10 protein-coding genes are annotated in these 12,219 nt (G+C 69.8%); 1 reads left to right on the top strand and 9 read right to left on the bottom strand.

Annotated features, from left to right (window positions below):
- Positions 1-61: 61 nt before the first annotated feature.
- The 9 genes from ACZ6WN_RS15125 to ACZ6WN_RS15085 all read right to left on the bottom strand — a co-directional run bounded on the left by ACZ6WN_RS15125 (position 62) and on the right by ACZ6WN_RS15085 (position 10,747).
- Complete coding sequence (locus ACZ6WN_RS15125; RefSeq protein ID WP_465865602.1) at positions 62-1,723, bottom strand: LysM peptidoglycan-binding domain-containing protein; 1,662 nt, start codon at positions 1,721-1,723, stop codon at positions 62-64.
- Positions 1,724-1,784: 61 nt separating this feature from the next.
- The gene (locus ACZ6WN_RS15120; RefSeq protein WP_465865601.1) at positions 1,785-3,248 is read right to left on the bottom strand and encodes a hypothetical protein; all 1,464 of its coding nucleotides are present in this window, start codon (positions 3,246-3,248) and stop codon (positions 1,785-1,787) included.
- Positions 3,229-3,900, bottom strand: coding sequence for a hemopexin repeat-containing protein (locus ACZ6WN_RS15115; protein WP_465865600.1), 672 nt, complete (start codon positions 3,898-3,900; stop codon positions 3,229-3,231). Before ACZ6WN_RS15115 ends, ACZ6WN_RS15120 begins: the two co-directional genes overlap by 20 nt.
- An 18-nt stretch (positions 3,901-3,918) precedes the next feature.
- The gene (locus ACZ6WN_RS15110; protein ID WP_465865599.1) at positions 3,919-4,995 is read right to left on the bottom strand and encodes a peptidoglycan recognition protein family protein; all 1,077 of its coding nucleotides are present in this window, start codon (positions 4,993-4,995) and stop codon (positions 3,919-3,921) included.
- Between the two features lie 224 nt (positions 4,996-5,219).
- Complete coding sequence (locus tag ACZ6WN_RS15105; protein ID WP_465865597.1) at positions 5,220-5,783, bottom strand: flavoprotein; 564 nt, start codon at positions 5,781-5,783, stop codon at positions 5,220-5,222.
- 25 nt (positions 5,784-5,808) lie between these two features.
- Positions 5,809-6,288 (bottom strand): (2Fe-2S)-binding protein, encoded by a 480-nt coding sequence (locus ACZ6WN_RS15100; protein ID WP_465865596.1) that lies wholly within the window; start codon positions 6,286-6,288, stop codon positions 5,809-5,811.
- Positions 6,289-6,314: 26 nt separating this feature from the next.
- A complete protein-coding gene (locus ACZ6WN_RS15095) occupies positions 6,315-8,732 on the bottom strand; it encodes a molybdopterin cofactor-binding domain-containing protein (protein WP_465865594.1) in 2,418 nt (805 codons plus the stop codon).
- Positions 8,733-8,850: 118 nt separating this feature from the next.
- Positions 8,851-9,786, bottom strand: a complete 936-nt coding sequence (locus ACZ6WN_RS15090; protein ID WP_465865592.1) for an AraC-like ligand-binding domain-containing protein — start codon at positions 9,784-9,786, stop codon at positions 8,851-8,853.
- A gap of 76 nt (positions 9,787-9,862) precedes the next feature.
- Positions 9,863-10,747: a helix-turn-helix transcriptional regulator gene (locus ACZ6WN_RS15085; protein ID WP_465865591.1), complete on the bottom strand. Its 885-nt coding sequence runs from the start codon at positions 10,745-10,747 to the stop codon at positions 9,863-9,865.
- 135 nt (positions 10,748-10,882) lie between these two features.
- Between ACZ6WN_RS15085 and ACZ6WN_RS15080 the strand changes: the two genes are divergently transcribed.
- Positions 10,883-12,199 (top strand): MFS transporter, encoded by a 1,317-nt coding sequence (locus ACZ6WN_RS15080; protein ID WP_465865590.1) that lies wholly within the window; start codon positions 10,883-10,885, stop codon positions 12,197-12,199.
- Positions 12,200-12,219: the final 20 nt, after the last annotated feature.

Raw genomic sequence — 12,219 nt, 5'->3', positions numbered from 1 at the left:
GGAGGTGACTATGCCGTCGAGACAGCCGGCTTTGCGACCCCAACTCTTTTTGGTCTCGCCCTCAGGGGATGGTCAGCTTCTGGCCGACGCGAAGAACGTCCGGGTCGCGCCCGATGACGGCGCGGTTCGCGTTGTAGATCTTTCGCCACTTCGAGGCGTTGCCGTAGAACTTCACCGAGATCTTGGCGAGCGTGTCACCCCGCGCCACCGTGTAGCGCTTTCGCCCGGGCTGAGCGGCGCGCGGCGCGGGCGGACGGACGGCCGCGGGACACCGCGGCAGCAGGCGGCACTGCAGCGCCAGGACGTAGATCTCGTCTGCGGCGGTCGTGCTCTCGGTGACCGGCGCGCCGCCGGGCATCGCCTCGACCGGCGGGTCGACGGCGCGCACATGGAGCTCCGGAGTCCGCACCGAGGAGAACACGTCGCCGACGCGCAGGCGACTCCTCAGCAGGGCGCCGGTGCGCGCGGAGACGGCGGCCGGGGGCGGCTTCTCGACCGCGACCTCGGGGGTGGCCCGGATCGCCTTCCACACAGACGGGTCGTCGAGGACTGTGACCCGCGGCTGTGCCGCGGCCGGCTCGGGCGCAGCGGACCGGAGCGTGTGGAACTGCGCGTTCTTCATCAACCGTAGGTTCGGCAGGAACGCGAGGTCGACCTTCGGCGCGGCCTCGCCGGCGTCGGTCCTGACCTGCACGGTGATGTTGCGGGCCAGCACCAGCCCGGTGACGTACGCCGTGCACTCCCCCTTCGGTGGCGAGCCGCCGTCCGACAGCAGCCGGCCCGGTTCGCGGAACCGCCAGCCGGTGGAGGCGAAGAGCTGTGGGCTGAACCAGGGACGGGAGACGGTGATGTAGGAGTACTCGAAGGACACTCGCTCGATGCCCGCGTCACCGCTGCTTCCGAGCCTGGTGCGCAGCTCGGCCGGCGCCGACTCGGCGAGGAGGGCCAGCTCGTCGGCGGTCACGGTGATCCGCGGCCAGGCGACGTCCGCGACGTCGGTCGGCACGTAGCCGCTCGGGACGTAGGAGAGCCCGTCCACCGACGTACGGAAGAAGATCTCGGGTAGGTCCGGGTCGAAGAGCTTGCGGAAGCCGGCCCACGCCACCTGGGGCGAGTCCGAACCGAGGTCTCGAAGCACCCGCCGCGCCTCGTCGACCTCGGTCCGCGCCCCGGGGCCCTTCCACGCCGCGGCGGCGGACTCGACCGCCGTTCGCAGCGCGGGCTCGTCGGCAGCCCAGGCGCTCTGCACGGCCGGGTCGGCCGACGCGATCGACGCCTCGCCCTTGCGGTTGTTGTACTCCATCGCGGCCGCGAGGTAGGCGTCGCGATAGCGCTCGTAGGCGATGACCTTCTTGCTCGGTCCGGCGGTCCCGCCGGTGGTGTCGTACAGCAGGTCGAACGCGTGGTCGTAGGCCTTCTGCTGCTGCGGGGTCCGTGAGCCTTCGAGCACCTCGGCCTCGGCGAGGATCTCGCCGTACACGTCCCACAGGCGGGTGCCCTCGGGCTGCCACAACGGGCCGGACGGTATCTCGTTGACGAGGAGCGAGAACTGGGCGTGCGCGCTCGCGCCCTCACCGAACGGATCGGCCACCAGGGCCCGCAGGCTGGTCGCCTTCAGCCCGATGGGGGCCAGCGGGAAGGCCTGGTACTCCCCCTTGTCGACGAAGACCTGGCCCATCTTCCCCGCCAGGCCGAGGACCACCTTCGCGTCGATGCCGGCCATGCTGCTGCCTCCTTGGAGCGTGGCCGGCTCGCGCCGTCGGCGACCCGGCCGTGCGGTCCGCTCAGACGAACTCGGCGTCGTCGAGCTCGTCGAGCGGGTTCGGCGCCTTGTCGAGCAGGTGGTTCACGAACCCGATGATCTGCATGCCGTTGACGCCGAGGGTCTCGCCGTCGTCGGTGGAGTCGAAGTCCTCGTGCTGGTCGGACCGCTTGTAGCTCCCCGAGAGCCGGAACGGTCCCCAGCCGACGCCGCCGCCGGCCTCCACCTCCGAGGCGGTCTTGTGGTACGCCGAACGGAACTCCTTCGACTTGATCTGGACGTTGCGGACGAAGATCGCCTGCGTGGCGTACCCGATGAACTCCCCCGTCGGCGGGCGGGCGCCGTCGGACGGCATCTGATCGAACATCCAGCCTTCTCCCTTGCGCAGGATCCAGCCGCGGTTGGCGAAGAACTCCGGGTAGAAGCCGGCTCGGACGACGAGTGCCTGGCAGAGCTCGAACGACATGCTGAACTCCTCGACCGCGTGGGTCTCGGTGAAGGACGAGCTCTTGCGGCCGCCGTTGGCGTCGAAGGAGAACAGCCCGAAGTTGAGGCCGCCGCCCGCCTTCCACGAGGTCTCGGTGTTGTCCTTGGCCCACTGGGTGCGGTTGTGGGTGACCCCGATCTGGGTCCAGCCGCCGGCGTTGGCCAGGTCGCCGGGGATCAACGTCGTGTACGGGAACGCGACCCCGACCTCCGGGGTCGAGATGAACGCCTGGTCGTAGCGCTCGAGGAGCGACTGCTTCCACAGCTTCAGGCTCCGCTGCGTCGTCTGGTTGATGAAGGCGTTGATGTCGTCGACCTCGTTGCGGTAGCCCCCGGTCACCCAGGCGTCGGCTGCCGCCTTGACCCTCAGGAAGTAGTTCTGCTGGTTGAGGATCCAGTCGGCGGAGGCCTGCTTGCCCTCCGGTCCGGTCGCCCCGGCGGCCGCCGCGCGCTTGCTGTTGTAGGCGGTCGCCGCGTCCAGGTACTTCGTCATGTGCTCGTTGTAGGCGTTTATCAGCGCCGACGGGACGGTCTTCTCCTCCTCGACGTCGGTGACCAGGTTCTTGACCGACTTCGTCTCGAACAGCTTGCCGCGGAGCCTGTCGAGCTTGGCCTGCTGCTCCTCGGTGAGCGGCTGGTCGACCACCTTGGAGAAGCGCAGGATCTGGCGGTAGATCTCGCTCAGGTGCTTCTCGGCGTCGGGTTTGTACATGCCCTCCTGCTTGTCGTTGCTGTAGGCCATGCTGACGTCCGGGACGAAGTCGAGCAGCTGGGCCAGGTTGTAGGCGTGCAGCACGCGCTTGTTCTGGGTCTCGGCGTCGGGGGCCGAGAAGATGCCCTGCGAGCAGAAGTCGAGGTCCTCGGCGCTGAAGGGCAGGCCCGGGGTGACCCAGGTGAAGAACGTGTCGTCGTCCGGCTTCACGTTGCCGTCGCCGCCCATCACGGTCTGGTAGATCTGCGCGGTCAGCGCGGTGCCGAGATCATTGAGTGGGAATGCCATGTCTGTCTCCTTGGGTGATGCCGCTCCGGAAGCGGAGGCCCGCGCGTGTGCTCTCGATGTGCAGGCCGGGCCAGTTGCCCTCGATCGGCCGCGGGTACCCCTCGAGCACGGTCCCGGCGGCGATGTCGTACGCGGTGTAGCCACTGCTCGCGTGGAAGAAGTCGGCGGTGCCGCCCGGCCACACGAGCACGGCGTCGATGCCGGTCTCGACGCCCGGCCATACCTCGCTGACCGGCGTCGGCGGGCCGTCGACCTCGTCCGCGATCAGGTCGTACCTGAGGCACTCGGTGTCCTTGACGAAGTAGGCGACGTCACCGGGCCAGCGGACGGCTGCGTCGATGTCCGTCTCGAACACCCCGGGCCACATCGTCGCGATCGGCAGCGGGTAGCCGTCGGCCGCGCGGCCCGCCTCCCAGTCGTACTTGATGTACTGGTCGTCCTTGAAGAAGTAGACGTTGCCGTCTGGCCAGCACAGCGCCGCGTCGATGTCCTCGGTGAAGAGCCCGGTCCAGCTGTCCTCGATCCTCATCGGGTAGCCGGCGTCCACGGCATCGGCCGTCACGTCGTAACGGACGTAGCTGTCGTCGAGGAAGAAGTACGCCTTCTGCTTGTCCGGGGCGACGAACCCCGCCAGTCGGCTGGTGAGTCCCATATCTGATCCTGTGGAGTGCTACCCGCCGGACATCGCGGCGAGCTGAGGATCCACGATGTCGTCCCGGAGAGAGAGCCACTCGGAGGCGAGCTCTGTCTCGTGCGCTTCGATCCTGCGGCCGTTCATCTCCGGGTGCCGGGCGAAGAACAGCAGGTTGGTGAGCTCCTTGGAGTCCTGGACGCCCGCCTCGTACGCGATCATGACGGCGCCGGCGTCGTCGCCGTCGTTCACCAGCGAGACGAACCGGTCGGCCGAGTCGCCCAGGACGGCGAAGACCGCCGACGGCTCCTCGAGCGGCATCTCCGGTTCCGGGAGCGAGCCACCGCCGGCGACGAGCTCCTCGATCCTCGCGTAGACGTGGTCCCAGTCGAAGTACGGCTCGTCGCGCAGCGCGCCCGGATCCCAGCCGCCCCTCGGGTCGCACCGAGCGATCGGGGTGAGGTCCTCGTGACCGAGCAGCCGCGGTGTCCGCCACCACTGCTGGTCGCTCGGCCAGCCGTTGCGCTCGGCGATGTCGACCGCCAGCGCCGCCACCGTGTCGTGCTGGGCCTGGGTGAAGCGCAGGCCGGGACGCAGCGGCGTCGCGTCCGTGGTGAGGGGGCCGTCGTAGTGATACACGCACGGCACGCACTCGACGTGGATGTAGCAGGAGTTCGCCGTCCTGGTGCCCGGCAGCAGCTGCATCGGGTTGTCCTTGCCGGGCCAGCGGGCACGCCAGTGGCCGACCAGGACCGCCGGCAGGTCGGCCTCCCAGTCACCCCTCTCCACGGAGAGCTTCTGGTCCTTCGACGGATCATCCTTGTTGGACATCCCCACGCCGATGGCCTGCTCGCTCTCGTTGGCCATCTGGAGCAGCTCACCGCCCTCGGAACCGCCCCAGCCGTTCACGTAGTGGCAGCCGTGCGACTGCGAATAGTGGTCGACCGCCCGCTCGGTGTGGGAGATCCCCTGCTTGCGCGCACTCTCGGGAAGCCCGCTTCCGGTGGTGTGCACGACGAGCCCATAGACCCGCAGCTGCCAGTCCGCCGGTCTGTCCACGTCGTTCCACTGCTTCGACGCGGGGATCGCGAGCGGGGAGGTTCCGTCGTTGCTCATCGTCGTTCTCCATGGAGGTGCCCTAGCCATTGACACGCGATCCGACGGCCTCGCCGGCCGTGGTCGACAACCACTCGCGAACTCCGAGATTGGGACTCAAAACCAGGAAACAACAAAGGTCGACCGACGCATATCGCCCGTTCGAGGCAAAAGGCGATAGCCCAGTCTGATCACCGGATCGCCGACGTCCAGAAGCGCGATCCGGGCCCTTTGGCGAAAGCCGGTCACCCGGGCCGTACGCCTGCTCCGAGTCCCCGCTCGGTGGCCTCGAGGATCGCTCCCCACGGCAAGGTCTGGTCCGGCGGCAGCTGGCGGGGCGGGTGGAGCGGCCACAGGTCGGGGCCCTCGATGACCTGTACGCCGGCGGCGTGGAGCGCCGCCAGGTGGGAGGCCCAGGCGGGGTGCTCGGCGTGGGCGGCGTTGATGAGCGGGAAGAGCACGACGGGGACGCTCGTGAGGCTCTCGGTGACGACGGTGAGCGCCTGGTTGTCGGCCAGGCCGAGGGCGATCTTGGCGGTGCTGTTGAAGGTCGCCGGGGCCACGACGATGGCGTCGAGGCTGGCGGGGTGGGTGCGCGGCTCCCACGGGAGCCGGCTCGGTCCCCGCACGGGGAACCCAGTCAGCGCCTCGATGCGCTCGGCCTCGCCGTTCGCGCTCAGCCAGTTGAACGCAGTCGGCGTCAGGGTCACCGGCACCTCGTGGCCGGCGTGCACCAGCGGGGTGACCAGCTCGTCGCAGAGTTGCTCCACACCGCCGGCGGCGCAGGCGATGACTCCGATGATGGCCACCCCGCGAGGGTACGCGACCCAGCGGTCAGCCCATCTTGCCGGCGCCCGCCTTGATCGCCTCGCGGATCCGGACGTAGGTCCCGCAGCGACAGATGTTGCGGATCTCGTCGATGTCGGCGTCGGTGACCGAACGCCCCTCGGCGTGGGCCTTGTTGACGGTGGCGACGGCGGCCATGATCTGACCGGGCTGGCAGTAGCCGCACTGGGCGACGTCGGCGTCGAGCCAGGCCTCCTGCATGGGGTGCAGGTCCTTGCCGACCGAGCCGGCCAGCCCCTCGATGGTGGTGATCTCGTCGTCCTCCTCGAGGGCGCTGATCGGGGTGGCGCACGGGTTGAACGCCTTGCCGTTGATGTGCGACGTGCAGGCCTTGCAGACGTTGATGCCGCAGCCGTACTTGGGGCCACGCACGCCGAGGACGTCGCGCAGCACCCACAGCAGGCGCTCGCTGTCCTCGACGTCGACCGTGACCTTCTCCCCGTTGAGCGTGAAAGTGTAGTTGGGCATGGCGATCCCTTTCGATCGGTCTTCGGTCAGTAGGTGTGGCTGAGGCCGTCGGTCGGCGACGCGGGCACGGGCGGGACGAAGGACTTCACCTCGAAGCCGATCGGGTCGTGGTGGTTGATCGGGAAGGAGGTCGGGGTGGTCCCCGTGGCCCGGGCATAGGCACAGGCCACGGCGGCGAACGAGGCGGCGACGCCGGCCTCCCCCGCCCCGCCGGGAATGTCGGTGACCGGGTCCATCACGAAGACGCGTACGTCGGGCGGGGTGTTCCACTGGCGGGTGTAGAAGTAGTTGTCCCAGCTGGCCTCGAGGTAGTGGCCGTCCTCCAGGTGGGTGCTCGCGGTGAGAGCGAGCGCGATGCCGTCCATGATCCCGCCCTGCATCTGCGCCTCGACGCCCTTGGGGTTGATCACCTCGCCGCAGTCGATGGCGAAGGTGACCTTGGTGACGCGGGGGCCGGTGACGCCGTGGTAGACCTTGCGGTCGACGGTCTCGGGACGGCAGTCGATCTCGACGAGGCAGGCGGAGTAGCCCTTGTACTCCTGGTGGACCGCGATTCCCTGGGCCGTCCCGGCGGGCATCGACCTGCCCCAGCTGCCGGCGGCCGCCACCTGCTTGATGACGCGCCGCAGGCGGTCCTCCTTGGCGTACTTGAGCCGGAACTCGACCGGGCTCAGCCGCATCTTCTTGGCGACCTGGTCGATCGTGAGCTCGAGCGCCGTGCGTACGTCGGGTGAGTAGACGTTGCGGACCGCGCCGGAGTTGATGGCCCGGCTGGTCGTCTCCATGAGTCCCTGGGTGGTGACGCCGAAGTCGTACGGCACCTGCTGGGAGGTCACGAAGATGGTCTCGGAGACACCCAGGTTGCTCACCCCGGCCGGGAGCGAGATGGCCGTGGAGGTCAGGATCTCGCCGAAGCCGTGGCGGTAGTCGGTGGCGGTGCAGGTGTGCTGCTGCTCGACGGAGAGGATGTTGTCCCCCGCCCAGACCGTACGCACCCGGGACGTCGCCATCGGATGGTTGCGGCCCTGGCGCGGCTCGTCGGCGCGGTGCCACATGAGCCGGACCGGCGCCTGGCACTTCTGCGAGATCAGGGCGGCCTCCAGAGCGGCGTCCCAGAAGAGCTTGCGGCCGAAGGAGCCGCCGGACTCGACCACGTTGAAGGTCACCGCGGTCGGCGGCAGGCCGAGCTCGAGCGCGATGCTCTCGGCCGCCACGATCGGGGTCTTCGAGCCGGCCCAGATCGTGGCCTTGTCAGCGCGGACGTCGGCCACGGCGCAATTGGTCTCCAGGGGCGAGCCGCTGCGGGTGTAGAAGACGTAGTCGGTGTCGAGCGTCTTGACGTCGGCCGCGCCGAGGCCGCCGGTCAGCCCACCGGTCAGCCCACCCGCCACGCCGGTCACCGTGCCGAGGAGCTCCTCCACGTTCGGCACCGCCATCGGCCGCTGGATGCCGCGGAGCTCCTCGAGGACGTCCGCGTCCGAGCGGCCGCTCACGCTCCCGGGGTTCCACTCGACGTCGAGGGCACGGACGGCGTTGATGCACTGGCCGAACGTGCCGGCACGTACCGCCACGCCGGTGGGGATGGTGACGACATGCGTCACGCCCGGCATCGCCTCGACGTCCTTCCGGTTGCGCACCGAGCGCACGGTGCCGTTGTGCTCGGGGGCGCGACAGACCATCGCGGGCAGCGCGTCCGGGACGTCGAGGTCCATCGCGAACTGCTTCGTTCCGGTCACCGCGGCCAGGGCGTCCTTGCGGCGACGCGGGGTGCCGATGACCGCGAAGTCGGACTTCGGCTTGAGGTCGACGTCGACGACCTTCGTGACCAGGGCCGCGGCGGAGGTCGCGAGCTCGCCGTAGGAGATCGAGGCACCGCCGGGAGCGGTGATCACTCCCTCGTAGACGGAGAGGGTGTCATGGGGCTGCGCGAGCGCGATCGCCGCGGCGTCGAGCAGTGCGCCGCGGGCGATGGCCGCGGCCACGCGTACAGGCGTGTACATCGCGTGGATCGTGTTGGAGCCGCCGGTCATCTGGTTCCAGATCAGCTCCGGACGCGCCTTCGACAGCGTCACGTTCACCTTGCTGAGCGGCAGGTCGAGCTCCTCGGCGATCAGCATCGCGATCGAGGTGGTGATGCCCTGGCCGACCTCGGCGCGGGGCAGCTCGAAGGATGCGGTGCCGTCCTTGTCGACGACGACCTGGATCAGGTTGGCGGTGGGCCGTGCGGCATCGGTCAGCAGATCGTTGAGGTCGTAGAGATCGGCCGGCTGCGGCACCCCCGGGACGACGGCCGCGGCCGGGGAGCCGAGGCCGATCCCGAGCTGGGCGGCCCCGGTGACGGTGGCAGCCGCCAGCAGGTAGCCGACGAAGCGGCGGCGGCCGAGCTCGTGCTCGGCGAGGCCCGATACGGACAGGCCCGATGGCGTCTCGGGATGTGATGACAAGGCGGTTACCTCCGTGGGTCCGGTCAAGGTCCTGGTCACGCTATGTGCGCCGCGTCACACCTGTGTCGCCATGGAACGCCAACTTCGTTGACTTTCCGCGCCATCTCCCCCAAACGGCTCACACCGAGGTCAGAGCGTCTTTTCGCAGCGCGCCCGGCGTGACCCCGAAGCGCGATCTGAAGGTGCGGGCGAAGTGGGACGGGTCGGGAAATCCCCACCGGGCGGCGATCCACGCGGTCGAGTGCGCGGCATGGGCCGGGTCGAGCAAGGCGTCGCGGATCGCCATCAGCCGGAACTCCCGCAGATGGGCCATCGCGGAGCGCGGCTGGCTCTCGAAGAGCCGGTGCAGACTGCGCGGCGAGAGCCCATGTGCGGCCGCCACCGCATCGTGGCCGAGGTCCGGGTCGGAGGCGTGAGCCTCGACGTGGGCGATGATCCGGGCCCGGAGCGCCTCCCCCGGCTCGACCAGGTCGTCACCGCCGACCAGGCTCGAGAGCAGCTGGATGGCGGCCTCGCCCAGATGCGTCGCTCCCCCGGCCTGCGGTGTCTGGCGCACCGCGCTCCCCAGCAGATGCCCGAGGACGCCGGTCCTGCCGTCGAACGCGGTCCAGCCGTGCGACATCGACCGCTCGATCACGGCGTCCGAGACGGCCAGCGCCCGGCGCGGAAGCGTCATCGCGAGGCACTCCCAGGTCTCGTCGAAACGCAGCTCGTAGGGGCGGCTGGTGTCGTAGATCGCGATGTCCCCGGGCCTCAGCAGGAGCTCGGTGCCGCCCTGCCGGACGACGGACCGGCCGTGGCGCTGGAGGCACACCTTGAACGGCTCGTCGGGTACGTCGGCGAGGGAGCGGCGGGTGCGGCGTACGACCTGCGGGGTGCCGCCGACCCGGAACGCGTCGACCCGTCCCAGGCTCGCGTGCTCGATCGCTCCGGCCAACGGGCCGCGTGGCACGTGCTGACCGGGTGGCAGCCGCTCCGACTGCAGTCCCGCGAAGGCGTCCGCCAGCGCGGTCCGCCACCTCTCCGACACGTCGCCCGAGTCTCCATGCGTCATGCCGCGATACTGCGCACCTCGCACGCCGGCCGGTACCCCCGTACGAGGGCGCTCCGCGCCTCCTGCGTCAGGGCCCTCAGTCGATCAGGCCGGCCTCACGGGCCATCCGCACGGCGTGGACGCGGTTGTTGGCGTTGAGCTTGCGGGTGGCGCTCTTGAGGTAGGACTTCACCGTGCTCTCCACGATGCCGAGGGCCTCGGCGGCCTCGCGGTTGCTCCTCCCGAGCGCGACCTGGCGCAGGACGTCGACCTCGCGGGCGGCCAGACGTATGGCCGGAGCGAGCTGAGCCGGGGTCGCCCCCGGCGCGGCGGTGAGCCGTCGGACCATGGCCTCCAGACGGCCGCGGACCTCCGGGTCCACCACCTGACCGGCCAGGTCGGTCAGCTCGGCGGCCATCTCCCGACGCTCGACGAGATCGCGCTTCGCCGCGGCGTCGACCGGGCTCGGAGCGGGCGTGGGCGCCGGCGCCAGCCGGGAGAGGCGGTTGCGGACCTCGTCGTCGATCAGGATCTCGCGCTCGAGCGTACGGATCAGCGGACGCAGCCCGTCGAACCAGACGCCGCCGAGACCGAGCCGCGAGCGGGAGGCGAGGTAGATGAGCATCCTCGGGGCCCGGTCGACCAGGATCGGCAGGGCGGCGACGGTCTGGATCTGCTCCTGGGCGACGGCGGTGTCGTAGAGATGGGTGATCCCGCGAGCCGTGTAGTAGTGGTCGACGGAGCCGGGCTGGCGGGTCTGCAGGGTCTTCCCGCCCAGGCCCTCTCCGTTGACGACCCGAAGACCGCGCAGCGAGACGCCCTTCGCACCGTAGGTCGCGGTGATGTCGATGGCGGTGCCGTCACCGCGCACCGGACCACCGAAGGCGATGTCGAGCCCCGACGCCGACCGGAACGAGGCCAGCGTCTGGGCGATCCGGGACCCGTCGTACGGCGCCTCGGGGGCGATCGTGGTGGTGCTCATGACGTTGAGCGTAAGTGACGACGATCACAGGCAACAAGAGGCACACCCCCTCCTTCGAGGGCACTCTTCCGGGGGTATCGGCCACAAGGTGGCGGTCCCACACTCGGTTCACCAATCCGAGTAGGAGGCACGATCATGGCCCAAATCGCGGCTAACCGAGCCGAGGTCGACGGGCGCACCATGCGCCGCGTCGCGACGGCGTCACTGACCGGCACCACCATCGAGTTCTACGACTTCCTCATCTACGGACTCGCCGCCGCCTTGGTGTTCAACGCCATCTTCTTCCCATCCATGGGCGGCCCCGAGGGCACCCTGGCCTCGATCGCGACCTTCGGTGTCGCGTTCGTCTTCCGGCCGCTCGGCGCGATCCTCTTCGGTCACTACGGCGACCGGATCGGCCGCAAGGCCACCCTGATCACCACGCTGCTGATCATGGGCACCTCGACGTTCGCGATCGGCCTCATCCCGAGCGTGGAGTCCATCGGCAAGAGCGCCGTGGTGATCCTGGTGCTGCTGCGCGCGCTGCAGGGCATCGCGCTCGGCGGCGAATGGGCCGGCGCGGCGCTCCTCACCACGGAGTACGCCGCCCACGGCCAGCGCGGGCGCTACAGCATGTTCCCGCAGCTCGGTCCCAGCCTGGGCCTGATCATCGCCGCCGGCGCCATGCTCACCACGTTCCGGCTGATGGAGCCCGACGCGTTCGCGGCCTGGGGCTGGCGGATCCCGTTCCTGGCCAGCGCCGTCCTGGTCGGCGTCGGTCTCTGGGTCCGGCTCAACGTCGCCGAGACCCCGTCGTTCAAGAAGCTGCAGTCGGCGGGCAGCCGCAGCACGCTGCCGTTCCTGGGCTGCATCCGGGACCAGTGGCGTCAGGTGCTGCTCGGTGGGGGCATCATGGCGATCGTCTTCGGCGCCTTCTACACCGGCGCGAGCTTCATGGTCGCCCACGCGGTCGGCACGCTCGGCCTGAGCATGACCCAGGCGCTGCTCGGGGTCATCGTCGCGGCGTTCGCGATGAGCGTGACGGTCATCGCCTCCGCGTGGCTCTCCGACGTCCTGGGTCGCCGCGCCGTCCTGCTCCTGGGGGCCGCCTTCGGCATCGTGGCCGGGCCGCTGGCCTTCGGGGTCATGGAGCCGGGCAGCTTCGCGAGCTTCGCCCTCGGCAACAGCCTGCTGCTGTGCGTACTCGGCCTCAACTACGGCCCGATCGCGGCGTTCCTGCCCGAGATGTTCCAGGCGAAGTACCGCTACACCGGCGCCGGTCTGGGCTACAACATCGCCGGCATCCTGGGCGGCGCCGTCCCGCTCGTCATCGCCGAGGACCTGCTGGCCCGGTGGGGCACCGACGGGATCGCGTACTTCCTCACCGCGCTGGCGCTGCTGAGCGTCGCGTGCCTGCTGGTCGCCAAGGAGACCAGCAGGGTGGAGCTCGACGCGGAGCCCGTACCCGCCTGATCCGGCCCCGCTCACCCTCC

The sequence above is a fragment of the Nocardioides sp. NPDC054178 genome (assembly GCF_055585005.1).
Note: the sequence above shows the minus strand (reverse complement) of the source record. Positions and strands in the feature narration are given on the sequence as shown.

Coding starts and splice junctions, on each gene's coding strand:
- ACZ6WN_RS15125 (WP_465865602.1), bottom strand. CDS start 1,723: ATGGCCGGCATCGACGCGAAGGTGGTCCTCGGCCTGGCGGGGAAGATG.
- ACZ6WN_RS15120 (WP_465865601.1), bottom strand. CDS start 3,248: ATGGCATTCCCACTCAATGATCTCGGCACCGCGCTGACCGCGCAGATC.
- ACZ6WN_RS15115 (WP_465865600.1), bottom strand. CDS start 3,900: ATGGGACTCACCAGCCGACTGGCGGGGTTCGTCGCCCCGGACAAGCAG.
- ACZ6WN_RS15110 (WP_465865599.1), bottom strand. CDS start 4,995: ATGAGCAACGACGGAACCTCCCCGCTCGCGATCCCCGCGTCGAAGCAG.
- ACZ6WN_RS15100 (WP_465865596.1), bottom strand. CDS start 6,288: ATGCCCAACTACACTTTCACGCTCAACGGGGAGAAGGTCACGGTCGAC.
- ACZ6WN_RS15090 (WP_465865592.1), bottom strand. CDS start 9,786: ATGACGCATGGAGACTCGGGCGACGTGTCGGAGAGGTGGCGGACCGCG.
- ACZ6WN_RS15085 (WP_465865591.1), bottom strand. CDS start 10,747: ATGAGCACCACCACGATCGCCCCCGAGGCGCCGTACGACGGGTCCCGG.
- ACZ6WN_RS15080 (WP_465865590.1), top strand. CDS start 10,883: ATGGCCCAAATCGCGGCTAACCGAGCCGAGGTCGACGGGCGCACCATG.